The organism is Aquitalea aquatica (assembly GCF_013911085.1).
Lineage (GTDB): Bacteria > Pseudomonadota > Gammaproteobacteria > Burkholderiales > Chromobacteriaceae > Aquitalea > Aquitalea aquatica.
This window is the reverse complement of record NZ_JACERN010000042.1, coordinates 47802-74412: the sequence shown is the minus strand read 5'-3', so window position 1 is coordinate 74412 and position 26611 is coordinate 47802. Positions and strand designations below refer to the sequence as shown.

Here is a 26611-nt window from a genome sequence, read left to right as displayed (position 1 = left end):
GTTTTGCTCCTTGCAGCATTCATGCGTGTGTGTGGGGAAAGGATGCCGGGCATCCGGCGTGCGGGCTCAAATGCCCCACGCGAAAGGGTCTTGTTCGTCGATCAGCAGCATGCTGTTGGCGGTGACGTAGGCGCGGCCGGTAATGAAGGGGCGAATCAGTTCGCCCTCGCGCTGGTAATGACCGACAAACTGGCTGCCGGTAATGCTGGCCTGTACCCAGTGTTCGCCTTCGGCCAGCTTGCCGTCGGCGGCAAGACAAGCCAGCTTGGCGCTGGTGCCGGTGCCGCAAGGCGAGCGGTCATAGGCCTTGCCTGGGCACATGACAAAGTTGCGGCTGTCGGCCTCGGCATCGTCGGCGAACAGCTCAACGTGGTCGATCAGCGCGCCATCGGCCCCGGTAATGCCTTGCGCTTCCAGCGCCTTGAGCATGGCCCAGGTAAAGGTGGTCAGCGCCTCCACATTGGCCATTTCAAGCGTCATGCCGTGCTCGGCCACCAGGAAGAACCAGTTTCCGCCCCAGGCAACATCACCATGGAATACGCCATAACCTGGCACCTCCACCGCCACTTGCTGGCGGTAACGGTAGGCCGGCACATTACCCAGAGTGACCGCGCCGTCGGCATGCAGGGTGGCACTGACCGGGCCAACCGGGGTGTCGATCTTGTGCACGCCCGGTGCAATCAGGCCCTGGTAATGCAGTGAGGCGATCAGGCCGATGGTGCCGTGGCCGCACATACCCAGATAACCGGTGTTGTTGAAGAAGATCACCCCGCAAGTGGCATCCGGCGACACGGGGGCGCAATACAGTGCCCCCACCAGCACTTCGCTGCCGCGCGGCTCCAGCAGGCAGGCGCGCCGCCACTGGTCGTGCTGCTGGCGCAGTGCGTCGCGCTGCTCGGCCATGCTGCCACCGGCCAGCGCGGGGAATCCTTGCATCACCAGCCGGGTGGGTTCGCCCCCGGTGTGGGAATCGATGATGTGTATCTCTTGCATATACCTATCCATTCCAGAAACGTGAATGACGGATGGCGGGCAGATGCACAAGGCGCGGAGCGTGCGCGGCCATGCCGTGCAGTGCCTTGATTCCATTGCATCTTCGTGCCGCATCCGTCTTCGTCAGCACCTGCATAGAATGGCTGCATTGCGGCCCGGAATCTTGATGGTTATCATCAGCGACAATGACGAAATCAGCACAATTACTGTTTCCGGGATAAAAACTCCCCCGCTGAGGGGAGGCAAGGCAAAGGGGAAAGAATGACTGGCGATACGCTGGAAACCATCGCGCGCTGGCAGGAAGCCATGCGCCCGCCGTCCATTGCTGCACTGCTGGCAGGGCTGGGGCCGCTGCTGCCGGTGCTGGACCTGATCCCGAATGCAGCCATCTTCATCAAGGATCGTCAGGCGCGTTATCTGGTGGCCAACCAGACACTGGTGGAACGCTGCGGCCTGAAAAGCCTGCAACCGCTGCTGGGCAAGACCAGTGCCGAGGTGTTTCCAGCCCAACTGGGGCCGGTCTATACCGCGCAGGACATGAAAGTGCTGGAGGGTGGACTGGTACTGGAAAGCCAGCTGGAACTGCACCTGTTCAAGAACCGCGAACCCGGCTGGTGCCTGACCTACAAATGGCCACTATACAGCCAGGCCAATGAAATCATCGGGCTGATCGGCATTTCGCTGGACCTGCAAGCAGCCAGCAAGACCCACCCGGCCTACAAGCGGCTGGTGGCGGTGGATGAATTCATTCGCCAGCACTTCAACCGCCCGCTCAGCATGGCAGAGCTCACCGCCATTGCCGGCGTGTCCGCCGCCCAGCTGGAGCGCTACTGCAAAAAGGTGTTTCATCTGACACCACGCCAAATGATTCACAAGGCCCGGCTGGAACATGCGCACCGCCTGCTGCATAGCGACATGCCCATCACCGATGTCGCCCTGCACTGCGGCTACACCGACCACAGTGCCTTCAGCCGCCAGTTCAAGGCACTCACCGGCCTTACCCCGCGCCAGTATCGCCAGGCCACCGGACAGGACTGAACCATGCACAAGGCCCCCGCTGTGCGGCGGGGGCCTTGTTCCTGCACGACCAGGCAGCTGCAGCAGCGGGCTGAGCACCCGCCCCGGCTGCCGGGCTCAGCCCGGCCGCTCGGGCAGCGGCAAGTTCACCCACTCCTTGTCGCAGGTGCCGCCGCTTTATTGCGCCGGCGACAGGCGCTGAGCACTGGCGGCATTGTCCTGCTGATTGTCAGGGCCGATAAGGCTGGTGGCGAGGCTGTTGAAATCCAGCGGCAAGGCAAGGGCCGAGCGCGCTGGCTGATAGCTGGCGGCGTCGTTGACATCGCCTTGTCCGCTATAGCGTGCAATCTGCGGCCACGGATACACCGGCCGGGTGGCCTTCAGTGCCGCCCACGGCTTGGCCAGCGGGCTGCTGGCCATGATTGGCAGATGCAAGGTGGGCGGTGCCAGGCCAGGCTTGCCTTTGGCCGGCAGCTTGCCCGGTGGCGGGCCCGCCATGAAATCCGGCTCGGGCTGCGCCAGCTTGCCGGTAATCAGCGCCTCCGGCGCGTGCTGCAGCTCGGTCCATGCCATCAGCGGGCTGAGCACATCTACCTGGTTATAGCCATCACCACCACCGCAGTGGCTTACCCCGGGCAGCAGGAACAAGCGCATGAAGCTGTCGGTAGCCGCTGCGCCCAGCTGTTGCTGCACGCCCTGGTAATAGGCCAGCGACACGGCAGGCGTAATCGAGGTATCCGCCAGCCCGTGCCACAGAATCAGCTTGCTGCCACGTCGCTGGAAGGGCAGCAGATTGGTATTGGCAGCGTTGTACAGGGGAGCCAGCTGGGCTAGTTTCTGGAAGGTGGCGTCATCAAACCGCAGCTGTTGCAGATTGCCCATGGCCAGGTCCACCTGCGGCAGGATCAGGTAGCTGATAGCCAGCGAGGCCATGTCCTGACTCATCGACTTGCCTGCTGCGCTATTGGGCAGCATCCATTGCAGCTCGGACCCCGGCAAGGCACCGCCTATCGTCAGGCGGCGGCCGGCGGCATCCAGCGGGCCGTCATACAGCTTGCGTGCCACCGCCACTTCTTCGGCGCTCAGGCACTGGCTGCTGTCCTTGGCAGCGGCCGGGCACTGTGCCCAGGCCGGGTCCACCTTGCAGCTGAGCGGGTCTTGCAGCAGGCCGTCCTTTACTCCGGAACCCTCGGCGCAATGCGCCAGCACGGCACGGTGCAGAATGCCCAGCCGGTTTTGCAGCAGGATGTTACTGCCATCCGCACGCTGATTGGCCACCACATTCCAGGCGTGATACAGCGAATTTTGCAGCTGGAACAAGGCTGCCGGCGCGCCGGCTGCCACACCGTCAAAGTCATCCGGATAACGCTGCGCCTCCATCAAGGCTTCACGGCCACCATCGGAGCAGCCGACGAAATAGGCAAAGCGTGCAGGCTGGCCATAAAAGGCCTTGATCAAGGCCTTGGCCACCAGCGCGGTCTGGTGATTGGCGCGGTAGGCAAAGTCGATGCGTTTTTGTGGATCAGCCCCGAAACTGGCCTGATCCGGGCCCGTCATCGAGCCCTTGTGGCCCATGTCATTGCCTGACACCACGAATTCGCCATTCAGCGCCGGGCCACAACGGCCAGCATTGCTGATGCCCACGCGGGTCATGCCACACAGGCCGCCGCAACCGCCTTGCAGATAACGCTGGGTCCAGCCCTTGAGCGGCAGGTCTACCTCGAAGCCGATGGCCGGGGCGATGGTCCCTTCCACCTTGCAAAAATCACCCTTGGGTGTTGCCACCACACTGGCATTGCTGATGCTGACCGGCGCATCGGCCACGCCATTCAAAGCCTGCTGACCCAATGCGCTACAACTGATCAGCGCCGGCTGTGGCGGCAGGCTTTGATAATCAGCCGCCTGCGCCAGTTGCGGCAACAGTACCGTACACAGCAGCGATAGCCAGGCTAGCAGGGGCAGATAGCGCCGGCGGCTCAGCACTCGAGCACCAGCACGATTGGGATTGTTCACTTTGCACACTCCTGTTTCACATCCGGATCAAACGGGAATTACTATCATTCAACCGCCAGTCAGTCATGCAGTTTTGCCGCACTTTGCCTGCCTTTACACACGACAATACCACCCTGGAAACACAGCATAGCCCATGACACATGCCTGGCGCAGCGCCCCGCCGGCAGCGCGACATAACACGGCAACGCAGGTTCACTGATTGGCAACACAGCCCCCATTCCCCTGCCCTAGATTACTGCCTGCAATAACAAGAATTGTCACAACAACGCATTGCAGTTCTGCGATAGAGGAGAAACCATGCAGCAATCCACTTTCAAACTGAGCCTGGCCGCCTGTGCCGTACTCACCACCCTGAGCGTCCATGCCGAAGACAGCAGTGTCACCGTGTATGGCGTCATCAGCGCCTCGCTGGAGTCGGTAGGCGCGTCCGGCGGCAGCGGCGGCAGCAAAACCACAACCACCCGCGTCACTGACAACAACTCCCGCATCGGCTTTCGTGGCAATGAAGACCTGGGCAATGGCCTGAAAGCGATCTGGCAGGTGGAATCCAGCCTGCGCAACTTCGAACAGGGCGGCACGACCGACTGGGGCCAGAGCGCCACCCTGGCCACCCGCAACAGTTTTGTCGGCCTGGCCAGCGAGCAGTATGGCCGCCTGATTGCCGGTTATAACGATACCGTCTACAAATCGTTGGTAGGCAGTACCGCCGACTTCGGCATCGACGTCATGGCCGGCACCATTGCCGATAGCTGGGGCACCGGACCGGGCTTCTACCAGCTGTTCAGCCGTGGCGAAACCCGCCTGAAAAACTCGGTGCATTATGTATCGCCCACTCTGTCCGGCTGGCAGGGCGGCGTATCCTACGGCGTGGATGAAACCCAGACCAACAACACCAACCGCAGCCGCCTGAGCCTGGCGGTGAAATATGGCGATGGTCCGTTCAAGGCCGGTTTCGGCTGGGATCGCCAGTTTGATACCGCCGGCTACGAGCAAAGCAACGCCGGCACTGCCGCCAGTGGCAAGCATGTCGACTTCGCCAAGCTGCTGGCACAATGGACTTTCAGCAGCACGGGCACACTGGTGGGTGCCGGGGTGGAACGTGGCAGCTATGAATCCGCCACCGGCGGCCAAACCCAGACCCAGACTGGCTGGACAGTAGGCATCAGCCAGCCGCTGAGCGAACGCCTGGCGCTGAAAGCCTCGTACAGCAAGCTGGGCAGCCTGAACAATGCCAGCAATGCCGACGACTACAAGGCCACACAGTGGGTATTGGGCGCGAGCTATGCCGCCACCAAGCGCACCAGCTTTTACACCTATGCCACCCGCCTGAGCAATGGCGCACTGCAAAACGCCAACTTCGGCTTCAGCCCGCTCACCACCAGCAGCAGCGCGGTGGACATTGGCAAAGGCAATACCCTGCACACCGTTGGCGTGGGCATGTCCACTGCCTTCTGACCGGTGTGGCTGCCAGTCCTGCTGGCAGCAAATACTCGACAACGGCTGGCTCATGCCAGCCGTTTTTCTTGCCCATGGCGGACAAGGGCCAGCCAGGCTGCGGCCATCAACACGCAGGGCACAAAGCTGCCCTGCCCCTTCACCACACGGCTTCCCATAAAAATGCCACCCCGCAGGGTGGCCAACACAGAGAGTGACGTTTACGCCAGCAAACGTCAGTCGATATAACGCAGGCCGGCCTTGGCCAGCGGCTCGCGCATTGCATACATGTCCAGCCCCAGCACGCCCGAGGCCAGCTTGGCGCGCTTCTCCCCTTCGAACGATTCGCGCTTTTGCGCCGCCGCCAGGGTTTCGGCCGCACGCGCCGCCGGTACGCACACCACGCCGTCGTCGTCCGCCACGATGACATCACCCGGATGCACCAGCATGCCGGCACACACCACCGGGATATTCACCGAGCCCAGCGTGGCCTTGATGGTGCCTTTGCTGCTGATGGCGCGGCTCCATACCGGGAAGTCCATTTCCTGCAGGGTTTTGACGTCGCGTACCCCGGCGTCGATGATCAGCGCCCGTGCGCCGCGTGCCTGGAAGCTGCTGGCCAGCAGGTCGCCAAAATAACCGTCGGTGCATTCCGAAGTGACACCTGCCACCACGATGTCGCCGGGCTGAATCTGTTCGGCCGCCACGTGCAGCATCCAGTTGTCGCCCGGTTGCAGCAGCACGGTGACGGCGGTGCCGGAGACCTGATTGCCGGCAAAGATCGGGCGCATATAGGGCTTGAGCAGGCCGACGCGGCCCATGGCTTCGTGCACGGTGGCCGAACCCAGCGCAGCCAGCGCATCGGCGGCAGCGCGGTCGGCGCGGGTGATATTGCGGTAAACGACTCCGAGTTCGTACATGGTGTTGTCTTTCTTAATTCGTGATGAGCATCACATTTTTTGCGAAGAAGCCCTGGGTCAAGGCGCGCCGCCGCAGACAGTACGTGTGGTACGGCAAGGCGGCGCAACGTAGGAGCGGGGCTTCTATCTGCCTTACAGGCCCTTGGCTTTCAGGGCGGCATCCAGTCGCGGATACACGCGTCGGGCATTGCCTTCAAAGATTTGCTTGCGCTCGGCATCCGTCAGCGCCGCCGCTTCGATGTAGCGCTTGGTGTCGTCGTAGTAGTGGCCGGTTTCCGGGTCGATACCGCGCACCGCGCCAATCATTTCGCTGGCAAACAGCACGTTGTCCACCGGGATGACCTTGGTCAGCAGGTCGATGCCCGGCTGGTGGTAGACGCAGGTGTCAAAGAAGATGTTGTTCAGCAAATGGTCCTTGAGCAGCGGCTTTTTCATTTCCTGCGCCAGCCCGCGGAAGCGGCCCCAGTGGTAAGGCACGGCGCCGCCGCCATGCGGAATGACAAAGCGCAGCGTGGGGAAGTCAGTAAACAGGTCGGAGGTCAGGCATTGCATGAAGGCGGTAGTGTCCGCATTCAGATAATGCGCGCCAGTGGTGTGAAAGGCACAGTTACAGCTGGTGGACACATGCACCATGGCCGGGATGTCGTACTCCACCATTTTTTCGTAGATGGGGTACCACTGCCGGTCGGACAGCGGCGGGCTGGTCCAGTGGCCGCCGGACGGGTCCGGGTTAAGGTTGATGCCGACAAAGCCGTAGTCCTGGATGCAGCGTTCCAGCTCCGGGATGGAGGTGGCCGGGTCCACACCGGGCGACTGCGGCAGCATGGCGGCACCGATGAAGTTGTCGGGAAACAGCTGGCTGACGCGGTAGCACAGCTCGTTGCAGATGGCCGCCCAGGTGGAAGAGGTGTTGAAGTCGCCGATGTGGTGGGCCATGAAGCTGGCGCGCGGGCTGAAGATGGTGAGGTCGGAGCCGCGCTGCTTCATCAGCCGCAGCTGGTTGCTTTCGATGGTGTCGCGCAACTCGTCGTCGGAAATCTTCAGTTCGGACGGCTTGGGGCCCAGCTCCGGGGTGGCGAGGTTGTCGATCTGGCGTTTGCGCCAGTCTTCCAGCGCCTTGGGGGCGGTGGTGTAGTGACCGTGGATGTCGATGATCATGGTGTGATTCCTTGTTGTCTTGCCGCCGCCCTGTGGGCAGCGGCTGTGCAATGCTCAGCCCTGCTTGTTCTGGTCCCAGGCCAGTGCGCCAGCATCCTTGCCGGTGACCGAATACAGCGCGCCCGGCGCATTGCGGGTGGCCTGGAATTGCTCCAGCGTCTGGCCGCGCATGGCGGCGTAAATATGCAGATTGGACACACCCACTACCGCACCTAGTTTTTCCAGGCCAAAGAAAATCACCCCGTAGCGGATCAGCGCATCCCAGTCGCGCCGCTGCAGCATGTCAGCCTCTTCGGCCGTCAGCCCGGCCTTGGCATACGCCGCTTGCGGGTCGTTAAGGAACAGTTCGCGGTGTGCCGGGTCGACCATGTCGCGCAGGAATTTATTCAGGCGATAGGTGCGCAGGCTGGTTTCCAGCGTGAAGGGATGGGTGCCGCTGAGGGCTTCCGCTCCAGCCAGTTCACGCTCCATGGCATGACGTAGGTCGGCCGTGCGCGGCTTGGGCAGCGGCAGGCTGGCGTTTTCGTAAATGGCGGTGGCAATGCCGGTCATCGACGGCAGGTAGTAGGTCTGGTGGATTTTCTTTACCTGTGCCGACAGCGCGCCGCGCATGATCAGCCACATGATGACTTCCGCCCCTTCCATGCCGCCCAACTCGGCGTAGTCGGCCAGCGTCAGCCGGGTGAGCGCCTGCGGATCTTTTTCGAACAGTTCCAGGAACTGCAGATCCCATTCCGGGTTATTGAAGCCGCAGCGCGCACCATGCACCTGATGCGACAGGCCGCCGGTAGCGACGATGGCCACTTTCAGGTCTTCCGGATAGCTTTCGATGGCATCGCGCAGCGCCTTGCCCAGCTTGTAACAGCGCGCGGCGGACGGCACCGGGAACTGCAACACCCCCACGGCCAGCGGCACAATGGGCACATCCCAGTCGCTCTTGCCATTGTTGAGCATGGACAGCGGCGACAGGCAGCCGTGATCCAGCTTCTTGTCCTGGAAGAAGGACATGTCGAATTCGGCTGCCATCAGGCTGTGGCCGATATGGCGCGACAGCGCGGCGTGGCCGGCCACCGGCGGCAGATCGCGTGCGCCACCGCCCTCGTCCGCCACTTCGTAACGCTGGTCTATGCCCAGGGTGAAGGCGGAGTAATGGTCGAAAAAGAAAGACGTGACATGGTCGTTGTAAATCATGAACAGCACATCCGGCTTTTTCTCAGCCAGCCAGGCCTTGACCGGGGCAAAGGCCTCAAAAATGGGCGCCCATACCGGGTCGTCCTGCTTGTTGCGGTCCACCGCGAAGCCGATGGTCGGAGTATGGGAACAGGCGATGCCGCCGATGATAGTTGCCATATCAAGTCTGCCTTGTGTTATTGAGTGCAAGGGCGGTAGCCGCACTACCGCCGCCGTAGTGAAAAATCAGGCTTGCGCGCTGCCTTGCCGGTTACCGCCCAAAATGGCCGCTGCGGCAATCACCGCCGGAATCGCCAGCGCGAGGAAGATGGACTCGAAACCCCAGCCCAGGCTCAGCAGCACGCCGCCGATGGACGAACCCAGAATGCTGCCCAGGCGGCCGACGCCCAGCATCCAGCTCACACCCGTGGCACGGGCCATGGTGGGATAGCAGCCGGGGGCATAAGCATTGAGGCCGGTTTGTGCGCCACTCAGGCAGAAGCCGGTGGCCAGGATGGCCAGCACGATCCAGGCCGAATTCAAGCCGCTGCTACCCAGTACCAGCAGCGCCACGCCGCCCAGCAAGTAAGACGCGCTGATCACGCGGCTGGGCTTGATGCGGTCCATGGCAAAGCCCACCACGATGGCGCCCACGGTGCCACCCAGTTGGAACATCGCGGTCAGGGTGGAGGCACGGTCGATCGAGATGCCGGCGTCCTTCATCATGGTGGGCAGCCAACTGGTGGTGAGGTAGATCACCAAGAGGCCCATGAAGTAGGTCAGCCACAGGCTGAAGGTTTTCAGCGCATAACCGCGGGAAAACAGCACGCCCAACGGTTGCTTGGCGCTGACCGGGGCTTCTTGCGAAACAAATACCTGATAGCTGTCCAGCTTCACCTGGCACACGCGCGCGAGCAGCGGGCGCACGCGCTCGGCCGGTGCGCCCTTGCCCACCAGATAACGGGCGGATTCAGGCAGCAGGAAGAACATGAAAGGCAGCAGGATCAGCGGCATCAGGCCACCAAAGGTCAGCACCGCCTGCCAGCCAAAGCGCGGAGTCAGCCAGGCAGCGGCAAAGCCGATGGCCGCCGACCCCAGATTGAAGCCGGTAAACATGGTGGCAATCACCGAAGAACGAATGCGCTCCGGAATGTATTCGGAGATCAGCGTAGTGGTATTGGGCATGGCGGCACCCAGCGCGAGGCCGGTGACAAAGCGCAGCGCGGCCATCCCTTGCGGGCTGGTGGCATGAGCCGTGGCCAGCGTGGCCAGGCCAAAGCCCAGTACCGAGCCCAGCAACACCTTGCGCCGGCCAAACCAGTCCGCCGAAGAGCCGGCCAGCAAGGCACCCACCGCCAGGCCGATGGGCGCAGCGCCCATCACCACACCAAAGGCCGGACGCGAGATATGCCACTCACCCAGAATGCTGGGCGCAACAAAGCCCATGATGGCCACATCCATGCCATCCACGGCCACGATAAGAAAACACAAGACCACCAGCCCCCATTGAAAGGCCGACATCTTGCGCGCGTTGATAAACTCGCGCACGTCCAGTACTTCAGCTTGTTTCATGAATCTCTCCTGTTGCGAACGTTGGGCGCAGATCGTGCCGCGCCACATGATTTTTTCTTGTCAGTCTATGAAATCAGCCGCGTCTAGCCACGCGGCAGCAATACCTCTCCGCGAAACAGCGGTCGAGCGGTACGGATCAGCGCCACCGCAGGTGCGGCATCGCCTTGCGGCGTCAGGCGGATGGTGAATTCACCGCTGGGGTGCTCCACCGAAACCGCCTCACCGCCAGCCAGCACGGCCAGGCCAGCGGCCACCGTGGCCGGGTCGACACAGGCGGTGGCCACCGAGGCAGCGCCCAGCACGCCAATGGCGTCGTGGCATTTTTTCGGAATGAAAGTACGGGTATGAATGGCCCCGCCAGCAATCGGCGCGGCAATCAGCGTCATCTTGGGCACCACGCGATGGCTGACATCGCCCAGCCCCATGCGCGGGCCGATGGCCAGGCGGATGGCTTCCAGCTGCTGCTTGAAACTGTCGTGGGCGTCCAGCTCGGCCGGGCTTTCATAGCCGCTGATGCCCAGATCGGCAGCCCGCAGCAGCACCACCGGCATGCCGTTGTCGGTGCAAGTAACCGGAACACCGTTGACCACATCCTGCGCCTGCCCGGTGGGATAGAGCGCTCCGCAGGAGGAGCCGGCCACATCGGCAAAACGCAGTTCGATGGCGGCGGCACTGCCGGGTACGCCGCTGATGCGGGTAGTACCCTGGTAGCTCACCTTGCCGCCCGGGGTGGGCAGCACGGCTTCACACAGTGACTGGGTATTCACCATGTGAATGCGCACGCGGGTTTCACCGTCGGCACAGGGCAGCAGCCCCTCTTCCAGTGCAAACGGCGCCACCCCGGCCAGGATATTGCCGCAGGTGGGCGCGTAATCGATGCGATTGGCCCCGATCACCAGTTGGCCGAACAGATAATCGATATCGGCATCGTCACGGCTGGAGGGAGAAATGATGGCGATCTTGGTGGTCAGCGGATGGGCACCGCCAATGCCGTCGATCTGGCGCAAGTCACTGCCGTCCATGGCGGCCAGTAGCAGGCGATCACGGCTGGCCGGGTCGGCTGGCAGGTCTGCCGCGTGAAAGAATGCCGCCTTGGACGTACCGCCGCGCATCCACACGCAGGGTAGCGCCTGCAGGCCACCGTATCGTGCTGTCGAATTCATGCTCATCCTCCGCATTGCCTGGGCAAATTTCTTTTCGTTCCAACAATATATGCGGAGGGAGCCGGGCCGACTTTGCCCCTTCGTGACTGTGCATTCTCATTTTGTGACAGCGGCCAGCCAGTTTTTCCGATGGCCGCCCGCCGGCGCAAGCGGCGGCAGCTTGCTCGCCGCGCACGCGGGAATGCTCAGGACAACAGGCTGTCGCCGCGATTGATGTGATGGGCAGCGCGATGCAGATGGGTCAGCAAATGGCGTACCACCGGGGCCAGTGCCAGCTCCTGACGCAAGATGGCGCCCACCTGCAGCGGCAGGCCGGCTTCGGCCAGTGCAATGGGGGCGACATAATTGGCCAGCCATGGCTGGTGGGCGATCTGCTGCGGCAGCAAGGCCACGTAATCGCCAGTGGACACCAGCGACAGCAAGGCCAGGGTGGAATTGACCAGCGCGCCTTGCTGCGGTGCCTCCAGGCCATTGCGTTCGAACAGGGCCCGTGCATAACCGGAATGGCTGTTGGTACCGGCATACACCCAGGGTGCCTGCTGTAAATCCTGCAAACTCTTTGCTTGCAACCAGCGGCTGCCCTTGCGTGCGGTCGGAATCATTGTGGTGGCCAGCAAGGGCTCAACATAGAACTCGCCGGCAGACAGGTCATCCGGAATGCCACCCACGGTGATGTCGACCTCGCCGCTACGCAGTTTTTGCAATTGCGCCACATACAGCTCTTCGCTGATGCGCAGTTGAATCTGCGGAAACTCACGCACAAAGGTGCGCATGGCCTCCGGTATCAGCAGCATCACGGCCAATGGCACTGCGCCAATATGCAGCTTGCCCACCAGATGACCACCGATCTGGCTGATTTCATCGGCTGCGGCATCCAGCTCGTGGCGCGCCCGCACCGCCCGCTCATACAACACCCGGCCTTGCGCCGTGGGCTGCACCCCGCGTGAGGAGCGCACCAGCAATGGCGCAGCCAGTTCCAGCTCCAGTTCACGGATCATCCGGGTCAGCGCCGGTTGCGAGCAAGCAAGCCGCCGGGCTGCCGCACGCATGCTGCCCTCTTCCACGGCAGCGATCAGCGCCGCCAGTGTTGCCAGTTTCATTCTTCCCTCCTCACCAGTCATTCCCACCGGCTCTGGCGATCAACAAAGCGGATCGCCAGCACAGTTTTAGCATCTTTGATGAATCGCACCTTAGCCGCAGAATGCCCCACAAAGCAAAAAAACCTCCGGTTCGCTCGGGTGCGCCAACGAAACGCCCAGTGATCACGGACCTTGCATTGATGGAGGAGAGACTCATGACCACCCCTGCCGCCCGCGCGGACCGGGATGACGTGTTGCGCTATCTGTGCGTATTTCTGTCAGTAGCACATACAGGCAGCGTCACCCGTTCATCCGAGCAGATTTTCAAGGCCGCCTCGGCCATCACCCGTGCCCTGACCCAGATGGAGCAATTGCTGGGCGTCAGCCTGTTCGAACGCCGCCCGCGTGGCATGTTGCTCAATGCCTATGGCGAAGCCGTCCATTTGCGGGCGCGGCGCATTCAGGCCGAAATCCGCCAGGCAGCAACAACCTTGTGTAACGGCCAGAGCACCAGGAAAGATCCGGCCGTCCTCACCCAGTTACTGCTATCCGGTAACAAATTGCGCGTTTTTGTCAGTCTGGCCAGCCATGGCCAGATTGCTGCCAGTTGCCACCATCTGGGCATGAGCAAATCCGGCATCAGCATGTCGCTGGCACGGCTGGAAGAATCGGTGGGCCAGCCGCTATTCCAGCGCACGGCACAAGGACTGGTCGTCAGCGAAGCGGCCGAGCCATTGCTGCTGCATGCTAAACGGGTGTTTGCCGAAGTGCGCCACATGCAGGCCGACCTGATGGCGCTGCAAGGCAGCGTCGAGGGCTGTATCACGGTGGGGGCCTTGCCATTGGGCCGCACGCGTCTGCTGCCGCTTGCCATCGTGCATCTTTTGCAAAAATATCCCGGCATACAGATCAAGACACGGGAAAGCTCTTACGAAGAGCTGGCACGCGACCTGGGCTGTGGCGACATCGACTTCATCTTTGGCGCACTGCGGCCGCAAGAGGAAAACCGGCAGCTGGTCAGCGAAGCCTTGTTTGTCGATCAGGTACGCATTTTCTGCCGCGCCAATCACCCGCTGACCCGCACGCCGGACCACCTCAGCCTGGCCACCCTGCAGCACAACGGCTGGATCCTGCCCCGGCAGGACTCTCCCGCACGGCGGGCCCTGGTCAGGTCGTTTACCCGCCAAGGACTCAGCGCCCCGCAGCCCTCGGTGGAAAGCGGTGACCTGGCCGTCGTGCGCAATCTGCTGACCCACAGCGATCTGCTGACGGCCTGCTCACCCCATCAACTACGCTATGAAATGGAAAAAGGGGACATTGTCGAATTGAATGTCGACCTGGGCGACGCCGAGCGAAGCATAGGAATTATCCAGCGCTCCGGCTGCCACCCTCCTCCCGCCATGCAGGCACTGCTGGAGGAGGTGCGCAAGATATGCGCCAGCGACCTGCTGCCATGCAGTCCGCCAGCAGCGAGCTACACACCCCGCCGGACGGCAGAACTGGCGCAACACTGTGTCAGCTAGCGGCCGGGCAGCCCGGCTGACGCCGTATCTGCGGCCAATGATTCTGGCAAAGGAAAATGGCTGGATTGGATTGACCAGGGGCCGGCGGCGCTGATACGGCCACCATCCCGCCAACACAGGCGGGATGGTGTGAGCCAGGCGATCAGAAGGAGTAAATGAACTGCGTGGCAAAAATATCGTTATTGCGCGACAGGCTGCCATCGTTGCGCTGGAACACCGCATTGCTGGCAAAGTCGTGACGATATTCCACTTTCACCGTCATCTTGTCGGTCGGGTAGAACAACAGGTCCAGTGCAATGTCGCTGCGGTTGGTCCCCTTGCAGTCCATGCCATTATTGCTTGAGGCATTCAGGCATTGCTGGTCCACCCCCCAGCCGCTGGTGGGATTGATACTGGCAGTGTTCCCGCTCAAGCCGTACAGGATGCCGCTGCCACCGCCTCCGTTGCGGCTGTTGTTCAGGTAATCAAAGCGCAGCACCGTGCCCACCTTGCCCAGCCAGTCGGTATGCCATTTCTTGCTGCCCAGCAGGGAAAAGCCATACCACTGTGCCATGCCGCCATTCCAGGCCGCGTGGGCCTGCTGGCCGTAGTCGACCTGGGCGTTGTACTGGATGTCCGCCCAGGTATAGGTCAGGTCGGCCTCGGCATAGGCATAGCGGCCAAACGGCGAGGACAGATTGCACTGATAACCATAGCCACCACTGCAGCTGGACGGGGTGAACAGGGTTTGCCGGCCAATATTGGCGGAAAAGCCCAAATCCAGCGAAGTGGAGTACTGGTAATCTACCCGCGCCGCCAGCGTGGGCGTGCTGTTACTGCTACTGCGGCCATTCTGCCCGCTGACCACCGCCCCGGCCGACTTGAGCTGCTCGTTGGCCAGCATGAATTGCCACAGTGTCTGGTAGTTGTTGGTAAACAGCTTGTAGTTCATGCCCAGATAGGAAGCGGGCTCGCTGAAATCAAACAGCAGGTTGTGGGTAAGGGTTTGCGTCTGATTGGTGGGATTAGGCTCATAGCCGGCCAGGCTGGGCAACAGACCCAGCTGCAAGGTGTCGGTGCTGCTTAGCGGCAGGTTGACATTCGCCTGATTGAAAATGCTGTTGGTCAGCCCGCCACTTTCGCTGCTGAAACTGGCACCACTGCCCCGGTCCGGCTGGATCACCAGCTCGACACTGGGCGCCTCTGGCCCTACGCCAAAGGTCTTCTTGATGTCCAGATAGACATCGCCCAGATTGCTGTCGTAATAGTTGTAGGCACCGTTCTTGTTAAGAAAATGGAAGCTGGCGGAGTTGCTGTTGCGGTTGTACAGAAACATCGGATCCACAAAGCCGGTCACGCTCAGCCCGGCTATCGGCCCGGTCTGCGCCGCTTCGCTCAGCGTATCCACCTTGATCTTGAGACTGTTCACTGTTTGCTTGAGGGTTTCCGGCTCGTCGGCCGCATCGGCCGGCGGCGTACCGGCATTGACCGGGGCCGGGGCCGCGTCTGCCGTCACCCCCAGTTGCTGCTGCAGGTTTTGCACTTGCTGTTGCAGCAAGGGAATCTGCGCATTGCTTTGCTGCAAGGCTTTGATTTGCTGTTCCAGGGCTTCCAGTTTTTGCAGCAAGGGCGAGGTGGCCTCGCTGGCGGCCTGGGCACAGACCGGCAGCGCCATGATGGCCAGGGCGATATGTTTCAGTTGCATGATGAGCTTCCCCGAGTGACTGATGTATGGCGCTTAGTGGGTTTTCAGTTCCTGCCACAGCCGGGTTTCCAGCCGCATGATTTCAGTGGGCAAGGCACGTACGGTGAACAGCTTCTTCATCTCGGCCGCGCTCGGGTAGACCGTCGGGTCGGATAGCACCTCCGGCTTGATCAGTGGCTTGGCTGCCGGTACGGCAGTGGGGTAAAAGGTTTCGTTACTCAGCGCCGCTGCTTCGTTGGCCGAAATGACATGGTTGATCCATTTCATCGCGGCATCGACATTCGACGCAGTCTTGGGAACTGCCATCACGTCAAACCAGATCACGCTGCCCTCCTTGGGCAGGATGTACTGGATGGTGTAAGGCTTGTGCGCGGCCTGTGCGGCCAGGCGGGCGGTATTCACATCACCGGAGTAACCGAAGGCCATGCAGATATCGCCACTGGCCAGATCGGGTGCGTAGCTGCTGGAGTTGAATTGGCCGATATAAGGACGGATGGTTTTCAGCAGTTTGAATACTTCCTGGTAATCCGCCGGATTGGTACTGAGCGGGTTCTTTTTCAGGTAGTACAAGCCCATGCCGAATACGTCCACCGGCGAATCGAGCACCGACACGCCACACTTGGACAGCTTGGCCATGTACTTGGGGTCAAACAACATGTCCCAGGTATTGAGCGGCACGCCCTTGCCCAGCACGGTCTCCACTTTTTGCAGGTTGATACCGATGCCATCCGTCCCCCAGTTCAGCGGAACACCATATTGATTACCCGGATCGCTGCTTTCCAGAATCTTCATCAGCACCGGATCAAGCTTGGCCAGATTGGGAATCTTGCTCTTGTCCAGTTTGCGGAACAGTCCAGCCTGCAACTGGCGGCCAAAGTAGGCATCCGATGGCACCACCACGTCGTAACCGGAATTGCCCACCAGCAGCTTGCTCATCAGCGTGTCATTGCTGTCGAACTCCTGGTAGCGCACCTTGATGCCGGTTTGCTTGAGGAAGTTGGCATTGCTGTCTTTGGCCAGGCTATTGCCCCAGTTGTAGACATTGACCTGGCCGGCATCGGCAGCCGCATGGCCAGAAACGCTGCCCAGCAGGGCCAGCGCACAACAGGTATGGATCAGTTTTCTCATTTCTCAGCCTTTGTCGTTATCGCCGCTCTACAGGCGGCATGGTGGGTACAACACAATCAATCAGTCGCGGCCATCGCTCAGTTTGGGCTGGCGAGATACACCGTTTCACCGCGGAACACCGTGGCCTGCACCAGCGAATGGTTCAGCCCGGAGAGCGGCAGCGCGAAGATATTGCCGGCCAGAATGACAAAATTGGCCTCATTGCCCGGCAGCAGGCCGCAGCACTCATCCAGCCGCAACGCATGGCTGGCATTGAGGGTGTGGGCTTGCAGCATGACTTGCAGGTCCAGCCGCTCGTCGGGATTCCATGGCATGGCTGCGGGATGATCCGCCGGCAGATGGGTGACACCGGTTTGCATGATTTCCAGAGGATCCATGGTGGAAACCGGCCAATCCGAACCGCCAGCCAGCATGGCACCGGCATTGCGCAGGCTGCGGAAGGGATAGCTGCGCCCTGCCCGCTCGCTGCCCAGAATGTCGCAGTACAACGCTTGCAAGGCCGGCGCGGCCGCCGTCCACAAAGCCTGCACGCTGGCAATGGCCCCCAGCGGCGCAAAGCGGGGCATGTCGTCCGGGTGTACCAGCTGCAAATGCGCCAGCTGGGCGCGGCGCTCGCGCGGGCCATTGCAGCTGGCAGCCCATTCCAGCGCGTCCAGGGCCATGCGCACGGCGCGATCTGCCAGGGTATGGAAATGCAGGTCGAAACCAGCCGCGTCGGCCATGGCGACGATTTCATTCAGTGCCGGCTGCTGCCACAAGGCCAGGCCGCTGTCGTCGGTGCCGGGGTAAGGTTCCAGTAGCGCGGCAGTACGCGATTCGGTTACGCCATCAATGAAGATTTTCACCGTGTGCACATGCAGGGTGTCGCCCTCGTAGCGCTGTTTCCACTCACGAAAACGGGCAATCTGTGCTGCCGGATCATGACGCGGCGTGGCCAGCAAGCCAGCACTGACATGCAGCTTGAGGCTGCCGGCATCGCGGGCGTTGGCATAAGCCTGCAGCAGGCCTTCGTCCACACGGGCATCAAACCAGCCGGTAATGCCCAGGCGGTGTGCCATGGCAATGGCCTTGGCCAGCGATTGCGGATAGCGCGCCGGCCCCAGCTGCGGAATCAGTCCGAACAGGCGGTACAGCGCAGCCTCATGCACCACACCACTGGGCTGGCGGCTGTCTGGCTCGCGCTCGTGAATGCCGCCGCTGGGGTCGCTGGTATCGGCGCTGATGCCGGCCGCCGCCAGTCCGGTGCTATTCAGGCAGCCACTGTGCACGTCGTGCCCCAGCAGCAGCAGCGGGCGGTCGGCCAGTGCGACGTCAAGTTGCTGGCGGGTGGGATAGCTGCCGAATACGTTTAAATCAATGCCGCCGAGAAATACCCATTGCTCGTCCGCCTGTGCCAAAGCGGCTTCGCGGATGAGTTGCAGCACGCCTTCGGCACTGTCGGCGCGCTCCAGCTCGGTATCGCCCACCATCTGCTGGCCTTCCAGCGGATGGGCATGGCCATCGACAAAAGCGGGGATGATCTGCTTGCCATCAAGGTCGATCTGCTCGGTCTGGCTGCCGGCCATGGCGCGTATGGTCTGGTCATCACCGCTGGCGATGATCTTGCCGCCGCCAATGGCCAGCGCACTGTGCATGGCGCTGAAGTCGTTGCCGGTATGGATGCTGCCGTTGTAATAGATTTTTTCGGGATACTGCATGCCTGCCTCCTGATTCATGACCAACACAGGGTCATGCGTCAGGAGGCTGTTGCGCCCTGGGGCAGAACCGTGTGCAACCGGTTCTGATCATGGAGGGAGGGCGACAGGCTGTCTGTCCTCGTATTTCAGGACAAAGCGGCAGGCTGATGGTGACGCTGCTCCACGGCCACGCACCAGGCAAACAGTTCGGACTTGCTGGCCACACCAATCTTGGTCAGCGCACGCTCCATATAGGTGCGTACGCTGCACGGGCTGATCGAGACATGTTCGGCAATCTGCGGCACCGACCAGCCTTGCAGCATGGCATGACAGATCAGCCGTTCGCGTGCTGACAACTGCTTGCCGGCCAGCTGCAGGCAGCGATCAAAATAGTGCAGCAGCACATCTTGTGCTGGTGCAATACAGGGCGAACTGAGCCGGGCATGCTGCGCCAGGAGCGGCATCAGAAAATGGCAGGTCTGGCGCAAGCGGCCCAGCTCGGCCAGGGTAAAGGAAGGGGTATTGCGACAGCGGAAAATCGACAGCAGGTACACATAGTCGGTTTCACAGCCCAGCAGGCTGCACTCCTCGCCCAGCGGGCTTTGCGCGATCATGCGGCCATAGGCCGTGGGCGGATAGTGCTCATTGCGTGACAACACCAGCTGCGGGTCCTGCACCTGTTCGATGAACTGCAGCAACTGCTGGTCCTGCTTCCATTCCATATCGCGCTGGTATAGCGACAAGGCCAGCCGGGTTTCTTCCGGATCCGCCTCGCCGGCAAAGAACAACACATCCAGCTGCTCCACCGGCTGCTGGTAGCCGCCACGGCGAAAACGCAGGGCCGTCATGTGATAGGAACTGGGGTCTACCGCACCATGCAGCCACTGCCACAAGCGCGTGGTGAACTGTGGCGTGCCCATGCTGCCCAGCAGCGCACCCGCGGTCTCCAGTGCAATCGAATGTTGCATCATGCCTCCTATCGCCAGTGGATAAGGCATATCCACTCGGCCACACTAAACCTTCTGTTTCAGATGGCCAAGTGGCAAGCATGAATCGGGCCATGAGCTATTCTCTCCTGAGGCCCGACAATCAGGGCCGTGCAAGCACCTCATCGCCCTGCTGACTGCCGGGCTTGCTGAGTCAATGAGCAAGCTGCCGCCGCTGGCTGCGCGGCCAGCGACCAATAGCGCTTTTGCCAGCCCCGCTGGCATTGCATGGGTTTCATCCAACACTGGCGATCAGGCCAGATGCCTGAGCCATCAACTCGCTGACTCAGCCAAATACCGTCACCACCTGGCGCGACAAGGCCATCAACTCGCCATCCGGCCCGTACAGATAGGCATCCTGATTGCAATAACCATCGCGGGCAGCCAGCAAGGTGGCATCCATATGCCACCAGCCCTCGGCGCTGATGGGCGGCAGGTGGCGCACGAATTCCAGCGACCAGCTCAGTGTGCTGGCCGGCGTCAGTCCCTGCAGCAGCGACAAGGCCACGGGTGGAATGGCATCTGCCAGCGCCACGATGTGTGCCTCATCCAGCACACCAGCATCACGCTGGCGTAGCTGAATGCGATTGACCGGCTGGCTGCCACCACTGAAAGGCAAGGCTCCGGCCAGCCAGCGATAAGCATAATGCTGGGTAAAAGCCGGGGTGAGGCCGGCGATATAAGGAAGTTCCTGGGCTGTCTCGCCAGCGGCGCCGAGCGGGCAGGCAGCCGGGTTCAACTGTATGGCGGAATTCCGTGACTGGCCAAAAGCGGCGACGAAGATGGCAGCAGTCTGCTCGCCATCCAGCAGGCGGGCGCTCAGTTGGACTACGGTTTTGCCCTGCCGCAGCAGCATCACTTCAATCAGTATCTGGCCTGCGGCAATCGGCGCCACAAAGGTGCTGTGCAGCGACCACAAGGGCGGCAATGCCGGCAGCCATTGGCGCATGGCCCGCACCGCCAGCATGGCTTGCGCGCCACCAAACAAGGTGCGGCCCTGCGCCCAGTCATCACTTGTTTCGCAAACAAACCGCGCAACAGTAGCGTCTGCACTTTGCAGGGTGGGGATCATTTCATCGATATGCATGCTGTTTCTCTGTATGGCCGGGGCCTACCCCGTTTGTCATGCAGTGTAGCCATGGCAAACCAGCCGGCACAGTGGCAATATCGACAATATTCAGGTCAATAGCGCCACCTCATGTACCAGATCAGCATCCTGCTTCCCCAGCACTGCTATGCCGGGAGCGTCACCGGTTTCATCGACATCCTGTTATTTGCCAATCAACTGGCCGAGCGCAAGGGACAGGCAGCGCTATTTGGCTGGACCCTGTGCAGCCAGCAGGCCGAGCCGGTGCAAAGCGCATCGGGCATCCTGCTGCAGGCGGATGGCGATTTCAGCCTGGCCAGCGGCGCAGACACCATCATCGTGCCACCGCTTGCCTATGCCTCACTCAAGCAATTCCAGGCAAGGCTGAGCAGTGAAACAGCGCTGCATCAGCAGCTTCCTGCCTGGCATGCGGCAGGCAAGCAGCTGCTTTCATTCTGTACCGGCATCCCCTTGCTGGCGGAAAGCGGAGTACTGAATGAGCGGCCGGCCGCCATCAGCTGGTGGCTGACCACCTGGTTTCGCAACCGCTACCCAAGTGTGCAGCTACAACCCTATGCCACCATGAGCGAAAGCCCGGGCCTGCTATGCGGCGGGGCAAGTACTTCTTATATAGAGCTGGCCTTGCATCTGGTCAGGCAGCACGGCGGGCAGGAAATCGCCCTGGCCTGTTCGCGCCTGCTGCTGACCGGGCCTCAGCACAGCAGCCAGGCACCGTATATGACCATGCAGAGCTTTGCCGGGCATGATGATGCGCTGGTACTGCGCTGCCAGTACTGGCTGCAGGATAATCTGGCCGCGCCCTTCAGTCTGGAAGCGCTGGCCGGGCATGCGCGCAGCAGCAGCCGCACGGTGATCCGCCGCTTCAACCAGGTATTGGGCGTATCCCCGCTGCGCTATTTGCAGCAGCTACGCCTGCATGCCGCCCGGCGCTGGCTGGAGGGCAGCAACTTGCCACTGGAGCAGATTGTCCAGCAGCTGGGCTATAGCGATAGCGCCAGCTTTCGTCGACTATTCCAGCGCGAGCTGCATTGCACGCCGGCAGCCTACCGCAAACAGTTCCAGCCCGTCTGAGCCGCAGTGCCCCGGCAGGCATGGCCGTGCTTGCCCTCCCCCTTAGCTCACTGGCGTGCAGCAGCCACCATGCCATCCAGCCAGTCCTGGTGGCCGTTGATCATGGGATTCGGTTTGGCTTGTGCCAGTGACTGGGCAGGTTTGCCGTTCTGGGTTTCCTGGGTGAGGATGCGTATCCGGCCGGCAGAGAGTTCTTCAATCAGCCAGGCGTGATGCACGTCCAGGCGGTCCTCCGCGGTGCTGCCGGCCCAGCCATGCCAGGCGATGCGCGCAGGCTGACCAGGCAGCGGCGCTACATGCTCCACCACCTGGGCCTCGACAGGAAAGCCGAAGGTTTCAAAGTAAAAACGGTCGCCAAACGCCAGCTGCGGCCCCTTGCCATCGTAGAAGCGGGCATTGGCCGAATTGGCGTAATAGCTGGGCCACAGCTGCGGGGTATTCAGCAGGGTCCAGAGTTTTTCCATCGTTACCCCGGTGACAATCACCTCATTGGAACAGTAATTGTCGGTAAAGCCGGGCACATAGCCGGCGGGCCAGATAATGTCACTCATGATGTTTTCCTTGCGGCAGTTGTAGGTAAGAAAGCTTGACTGCTACTGTACGCATCACACATCAATGAATAAATAGCCGTAAAATCACATCATCTGTTACGCCAGAGAATAACCATGCCTGCATTCGATGCCACCCAAATCAGCACCATCGCCCTGTTTTGCAAAGCCGCAGAGCTGAGCAGCTTTTCCGCCGCCGCAGAAGTGTTGGGGCTGACACCAGCGTCGGTCAGTCGCGCCATCAAAAGGCTGGAAGAGCGGTTGGGTGTGCGCCTGTTCTCGCGCACCACGCGCAATGTACGGCTGACCAGCGAAGGCGAACTGTACTGGCAGGAGTGCAGACAGGCTCTGGAGCAGATTGCCGAGGCCGAACGCACCATTAGCGGCCACCAGAAAGTGCCCAGTGGCTTGCTGCGCATCAGTGTCGGCACCTTGTATGCCAATTTCCGCCTGTTGCCGCTACTACACGAATTCACGGCGACTTACCCGCAGATCGAACTGGAGCTGAGTCTGTCCAACCGGGTGGCTGACATTGTGGAAGAGGGTTACGACCTGGCCATCCGCGTGGGTACACCACAAGACTCGCGGCTGATCGTACACAAGCTGGAAGACGCCACGGTGGGCATATTTGCCACGCCGGCCTATCTGGCCCGGCACGGCGTACCACAGCAGCTGGATGATCTGGCACAGCATGATTGCCTGCAATTCATCCTGCCCACCACCGGCCGCCCCATGCCCTGGATTCTGCAAATGCCCGATGGCCAGCCACTGGACCATCAGTTCCACAGCCGATTCCGCCTGCTGGATGATGCGCTTGGCTGCATCAGCTGGGGGCAGGCCGATGGCGGATTATTCCAGACCTATCACTTCATCACCGCGCCCGCCTTGGCCCGGGGAGAGTTGCTGGAAGTGATGCACGCCTATGGTGGAAGATCACGGCAGTTTTCCATAACCTATCCGCAGAACCGCCATCTGTCTGCCCGGGTTCGCTCGTTTGTTGATTTCCTGCTGCAGCGGCTGCGGCATCCGGCCGGCCAGCCCCCGCGCTGAGGCAAGCATGTTATTGCGGGCTGGCGAGTCGCCCTCCCAAACGGGTAAGGTGCTGTACCTGCAGGCCCCGCCCTTGTCCTCGGCCAGATTGCTGCCGGCCAGCAAGCGGGCCACATCCAGCACCACATGGTCTTGTGCCGGGTCGAAATCCGGCAGCATCACGCTGACCCGGTTAGGGCTGAGGCAATGCACGGTACCCGCCTCGGCCGGGTTGCCGCTACAGCCGGTGGAGCCCAGATGCAGCGTCCACACCGCGGCGCGGCCATTGCTGCGTGCCACCCCGCCTTCCGGCAGCAGTTCCAGCTTGATGAATTTGCGCCCCACCTGCCAGCTCCAGGCCATGCTGGCGCGATCCAGCGGCGCATCAGCCAGTTCGAAATTGCCATGATTGAGTGACACGGCCTGCCCTTGTGGATTAAGACCTAACACCGGCACGCCGATGGTGAATAGCAAGCCACGGTAGTGCGCGGCGGGCACCTCCCCTTGCACGGTGTCATGCACGGGACCGATGGTACCTGCGTGACAGCTGCCACCACCGGGGACGAAATCCAGCAAGGCAACATCGCGCGACTGCCATGCATCCGCACGTAACTGCAAAACCTGCGGCTGGCCGTCGTCGCGAATCAGACGGATGTCCGACAGATAGAACTTGGCATCTTTCAGCCGGGTGGACACGGGCGGCTGCCCCAGTGGCAATGCAGGGCTGGCACAAGAGAAGGCCTGTTCGCCGGCCTGCAAGGCAAAATGCAGGGCGACTTCCTGCCCGGCAGCCAGCCGTGGGACGGATAGCAAGCAGACAGTCAGCAGGCCGGTATGGAAAAAACGCTGCAACATGACAAGGACTCCAGCCAGGGGCCGAGGCCCCCGGCTTGCGGGCTGGCTTAGTACTTGCCGCGCAGGGTCAGCATGACATTGCGCGGTTCGCCATAGAAGTTGTAGATATTCGGTGTACCAACCGAGGCGTAGTAGCGGGTATCAAACAGATTGTTGATATTCAGCGCCAGGCTGTAGTTCTTGTTGAACTGGTAGCCGATACGGGCATTGGCCACCACATAGCCGCTGTTCACCACCTCGTCCGACCAGCCGCGCGAGCTTTGCGCACGGCTTTGGGCAATCAGGCCGCCACCCAGCGAGTAGCCCTTGAGCCAGCCGGTATCGGCAAAGGTGTAGTTGCTCCACAGCTTGAACTGGTTACGCGGGGTCTGGATCGAGTAGGTCTTGCCCTGGTTGCTGGGGTCGGACAGATAGGTGGTGGTCATATAGGTGTAGCCGGCCGTCACGTCAAAGCGGCTGTTCACCTTGCCCTGTACTTCCAGCTCTACCCCCTGCGATTCGATTTCACCGGCATTCAGGTAGTAGTTGGAACTGGGATAGGCCGGGTCGGCATAGGCCCGGTTCTTGTCACGGATATTGAAGAAGGCCAGGGTCGCACCCAGCCTGGAATCCAGAAACTCCCCCTTGGCCCCTACTTCATACTGACGACCGACCCGCGGGTCCAGCGTGGAGCCATCGGCCTTTTGCTGGGGTTGCGGCACAAAGATATTGGCATAGCTGGCGTACAGGGTCACTTGCTGGCTGAAGTCGTACAGCAGGCCGCCATAAGGCGTGACGCGATTGCTGGCCTTGGCACCGTCTTTCCAGTCGGTCACGGTGGACGGGGCAATATTGTGCGACTTGGCTAGGAAGGTGGTGGTGCGCGCCCCCAGCAGCAGGGTGGTGGCATCAGTCAGGTGCAGGCGACCCTGGGTATAAAAGCCACTTTGCCGGGTATTGCTTTCGCTGCCGGAGGTGTAGTTGATCACCGGTTCGGCCAAGCTGCTACCGCTGGCGTAGTCCACCCCGGAATAAGTCGGCCCGCGACCGGAACGGCCCTTGCTATTGTATTCATCGACATTGAAGCCCAGCAGCATGTCATGCTTGCGGCCCCATATTTCCAGCGGCCCGGACAGGCTTATATCCATGCCGTCGCGGGTATAGGTGTAGTCACCGCGCATGGTGCTGTAGTCGATGGTATTGGTCAGCGGGTTCAGGCCGGATGAGGTATAGGCATATTTGTAGTACAGCTCCTGCACCCGGTGGTTCACGTTCAGCTTGGCGGCCCATTCATTGCCGAACTTGTGTTCCAGCGCGGCGGACAGCTCCTGCGTGTTGTAACTGGTACGTCCCCAATCCGGGGCATTGAAGGTAGAGGGCGATACCTTCAGCAACTGGTAATGACCATTACTGTCGGTGGAGGTGTAAGTGGCCAAGCCGGACCACGGGTCTTTCACCGTCTGGTTCTGCCCGGTATAGCTGATGTCAAAGGTGGTTTGCGGGCTCAGTTCAAAACGCAACATGCCGGACAGCAGCCACTTGTTGCTGTGGGTGTGGTCGTAAAAATAGTCGCGGTCTTCGCTGCTGGCAATCAGCCGGCCTTGGACAGTGCCGCTTTCATTCATGGCACCGGTGACATCGCCCACCAGACGGTTATTGCTCCAGGAGCCGGTACTGGCTTCCCAACTGGCGGCAAAGTCTTTTTGCGGCTTTTTCTTTACCAGATTGACAATCCCCCCCGGCTCGCCCACCCCGCGCAGCAGTCCGGCGGGGCCACGCAGCACCTCGATGCTTTCATACAAGGGCAGGTCAAACTGGTGCGAGGGCGACAGGCCGTTATACGACGTCACCCCGTCATACATCACCCCGACCGAGTTATAGCCGCGTATCAGGTACTGATTACTCAGGGTGTCGTTGGCAATGACAGTGACACCGGTGGCCTGCTGCATGGCATCGGCCACCGTGGTCATGTGCTGGTCTTCCATTTGCTGCTTGCCCACCACCGATACCGAGTTGGCAATCTCGCGCAGGCTGACCGGCTTTTTGCCAAAAATGGCTACCTTGTCCGCCTTGTAGCTGTCCAGTGCCATGGCGGTCACTACCACTTCCGGCATCAGCTGTGCATTGGCGGGATTGGCTGCTTTGACAATGATATAGCTGCCACTCGCGGTTTTCCGGGCTTGCAAGCCACTACCTTGCAGCAGACGGGCAAGCGCCTGCTCGGCCGACATGGTGCCATTGAGCCCGGCGCTGCGCTGACCATCCAGTTCATTGCTGGCAAACAGCAGTTGCAGGCCGGTTTGCCCGGCCAGCCCGGTCAGGGCAGAGGCCAGGCTTTGCGGCGGAATGTTGACTGTCACATCTTGTGCCAGAGCGGCACTGGAAAACAGGGTAGAAACCAGCAGGGCCAAGCCCAGTGATTGGTGGCGTTGTTTCATCTTCGTTTCTTTGCTTTTGAGTGTTCATCACGGACAAGAAGGAAGACGAAACAAGGGTCCACAACCT

The 26611-nt window shown here is 61.3% G+C and carries 21 protein-coding genes; 5 read left to right on the top strand and 16 right to left on the bottom strand.

Features of this window, described 5'->3' with window-relative positions; all coding sequences use genetic code 11:
* Nucleotides 1-66 precede the first annotated feature (66 nt).
* Entirely contained in the window at nucleotides 67-993 is a 927-nt protein-coding gene (locus H2Z84_RS18030) for a 4-hydroxyproline epimerase (RefSeq protein WP_181837178.1), read from the bottom strand.
* A gap of 261 nt (nucleotides 994-1254) precedes the next feature.
* On the opposite strand from H2Z84_RS18030, the gene H2Z84_RS18025 reads away from it, so the two are divergent.
* Nucleotides 1255-2031 carry an AraC family transcriptional regulator gene (locus H2Z84_RS18025; RefSeq protein WP_181837177.1) on the top strand — a complete coding sequence of 259 codons (777 nt, stop codon included), beginning with the start codon at nucleotides 1255-1257 and terminating at the stop codon, nucleotides 2029-2031.
* 156 nt (nucleotides 2032-2187) lie between these two features.
* Here the strand turns inward: H2Z84_RS18025 and H2Z84_RS18020 are convergent, their stop codons facing one another.
* On the bottom strand, nucleotides 2188-4023 hold the full coding sequence (locus tag H2Z84_RS18020; protein WP_220272906.1) for a tannase/feruloyl esterase family alpha/beta hydrolase: 1836 nt from the start codon (nucleotides 4021-4023) through the stop codon (nucleotides 2188-2190).
* A gap of 297 nt (nucleotides 4024-4320) precedes the next feature.
* Between H2Z84_RS18020 and H2Z84_RS18015 the strand changes: the two genes are divergently transcribed.
* Nucleotides 4321-5478: a porin gene (locus H2Z84_RS18015; protein WP_181837176.1), complete on the top strand. Its 1158-nt coding sequence runs from the start codon at nucleotides 4321-4323 to the stop codon at nucleotides 5476-5478.
* Nucleotides 5479-5693: 215 nt separating this feature from the next.
* On the opposite strand, the gene ligK is transcribed toward H2Z84_RS18015, so the two are convergent.
* The 6 genes from ligK to H2Z84_RS17985 all read right to left on the bottom strand — a co-directional run bounded on the left by ligK (nucleotide 5694) and on the right by H2Z84_RS17985 (nucleotide 12540).
* Nucleotides 5694-6377, bottom strand: a complete 684-nt coding sequence (gene ligK, locus H2Z84_RS18010) for a 4-carboxy-4-hydroxy-2-oxoadipate aldolase/oxaloacetate decarboxylase (RefSeq protein WP_181837175.1) — start codon at nucleotides 6375-6377, stop codon at nucleotides 5694-5696.
* Between the two features lie 132 nt (nucleotides 6378-6509).
* Nucleotides 6510-7535 carry an amidohydrolase family protein gene (locus H2Z84_RS18005; RefSeq protein WP_181837174.1) on the bottom strand — a complete coding sequence of 342 codons (1026 nt, stop codon included), beginning with the start codon at nucleotides 7533-7535 and terminating at the stop codon, nucleotides 6510-6512.
* Nucleotides 7536-7589: 54 nt separating this feature from the next.
* Nucleotides 7590-8885, bottom strand: coding sequence for a gallate dioxygenase (locus tag H2Z84_RS18000; RefSeq protein ID WP_181837173.1), 1296 nt, complete (start codon nucleotides 8883-8885; stop codon nucleotides 7590-7592).
* A gap of 66 nt (nucleotides 8886-8951) precedes the next feature.
* Nucleotides 8952-10277, bottom strand: coding sequence for an MFS transporter (locus tag H2Z84_RS17995; RefSeq protein ID WP_103525945.1), 1326 nt, complete (start codon nucleotides 10275-10277; stop codon nucleotides 8952-8954).
* An 83-nt stretch (nucleotides 10278-10360) separates the two neighbouring features.
* Nucleotides 10361-11440, bottom strand: coding sequence for a 4-oxalomesaconate tautomerase (locus tag H2Z84_RS17990; protein ID WP_258869473.1), 1080 nt, complete (start codon nucleotides 11438-11440; stop codon nucleotides 10361-10363).
* Between the two features lie 185 nt (nucleotides 11441-11625).
* Nucleotides 11626-12540, bottom strand: a complete 915-nt coding sequence (locus tag H2Z84_RS17985) for a LysR family transcriptional regulator (RefSeq protein WP_181837171.1) — start codon at nucleotides 12538-12540, stop codon at nucleotides 11626-11628.
* 194 nt (nucleotides 12541-12734) lie between these two features.
* Here H2Z84_RS17985 and H2Z84_RS17980 point away from each other — a divergent pair, with 194 nt between their 5' ends.
* Nucleotides 12735-14042 (top strand): LysR family transcriptional regulator, encoded by a 1308-nt coding sequence (locus H2Z84_RS17980; protein WP_181837170.1) that lies wholly within the window; start codon nucleotides 12735-12737, stop codon nucleotides 14040-14042.
* 142 nt (nucleotides 14043-14184) lie between these two features.
* On the opposite strand, the gene H2Z84_RS17975 is transcribed toward H2Z84_RS17980, so the two are convergent.
* The 5 genes from H2Z84_RS17975 to H2Z84_RS17955 all read right to left on the bottom strand — a co-directional run bounded on the left by H2Z84_RS17975 (nucleotide 14185) and on the right by H2Z84_RS17955 (nucleotide 20603).
* Nucleotides 14185-15726, bottom strand: a complete 1542-nt coding sequence (locus H2Z84_RS17975; protein WP_181837169.1) for a DUF3138 family protein — start codon at nucleotides 15724-15726, stop codon at nucleotides 14185-14187.
* A 33-nt stretch (nucleotides 15727-15759) separates the two neighbouring features.
* Entirely contained in the window at nucleotides 15760-16854 is a 1095-nt protein-coding gene (locus H2Z84_RS17970; protein WP_103525950.1) for an extracellular solute-binding protein, read from the bottom strand.
* Nucleotides 16855-16931: 77 nt separating this feature from the next.
* On the bottom strand, nucleotides 16932-18551 hold the full coding sequence (locus tag H2Z84_RS17965) for an amidohydrolase (RefSeq protein ID WP_181837168.1): 1620 nt from the start codon (nucleotides 18549-18551) through the stop codon (nucleotides 16932-16934).
* Between the two features lie 125 nt (nucleotides 18552-18676).
* Nucleotides 18677-19498 carry a helix-turn-helix transcriptional regulator gene (locus H2Z84_RS17960; protein ID WP_199107537.1) on the bottom strand — a complete coding sequence of 274 codons (822 nt, stop codon included), beginning with the start codon at nucleotides 19496-19498 and terminating at the stop codon, nucleotides 18677-18679.
* A 304-nt stretch (nucleotides 19499-19802) separates the two neighbouring features.
* Nucleotides 19803-20603: an acyl-CoA thioesterase gene (locus H2Z84_RS17955; RefSeq protein WP_220272905.1), complete on the bottom strand. Its 801-nt coding sequence runs from the start codon at nucleotides 20601-20603 to the stop codon at nucleotides 19803-19805.
* 111 nt (nucleotides 20604-20714) lie between these two features.
* Between H2Z84_RS17955 and H2Z84_RS17950 the strand changes: the two genes are divergently transcribed.
* The gene (locus H2Z84_RS17950) at nucleotides 20715-21695 is read left to right on the top strand and encodes a GlxA family transcriptional regulator (protein ID WP_181837167.1); all 981 of its coding nucleotides are present in this window, start codon (nucleotides 20715-20717) and stop codon (nucleotides 21693-21695) included.
* Nucleotides 21696-21742: 47 nt separating this feature from the next.
* Here H2Z84_RS17950 and H2Z84_RS17945 read toward each other — a convergent pair whose 3' ends face one another.
* Entirely contained in the window at nucleotides 21743-22246 is a 504-nt protein-coding gene (locus H2Z84_RS17945; protein WP_181837166.1) for an SRPBCC family protein, read from the bottom strand.
* A 114-nt stretch (nucleotides 22247-22360) separates the two neighbouring features.
* On the opposite strand from H2Z84_RS17945, the gene H2Z84_RS17940 reads away from it, so the two are divergent.
* Entirely contained in the window at nucleotides 22361-23293 is a 933-nt protein-coding gene (locus tag H2Z84_RS17940; protein WP_181837165.1) for a LysR family transcriptional regulator, read from the top strand.
* Here the strand turns inward: H2Z84_RS17940 and H2Z84_RS17935 are convergent.
* Both H2Z84_RS17935 and H2Z84_RS17930 read right to left on the bottom strand, forming a co-directional pair.
* Complete coding sequence (locus H2Z84_RS17935) at nucleotides 23177-24127, bottom strand: MbnP family copper-binding protein (RefSeq protein ID WP_181837164.1); 951 nt, start codon at nucleotides 24125-24127, stop codon at nucleotides 23177-23179. The genes H2Z84_RS17940 and H2Z84_RS17935 overlap by 117 nt on opposite strands.
* 47 nt (nucleotides 24128-24174) lie before the next feature.
* Complete coding sequence (locus H2Z84_RS17930) at nucleotides 24175-26544, bottom strand: TonB-dependent siderophore receptor (protein ID WP_181837163.1); 2370 nt, start codon at nucleotides 26542-26544, stop codon at nucleotides 24175-24177.
* Nucleotides 26545-26611 lie beyond the last annotated feature (67 nt).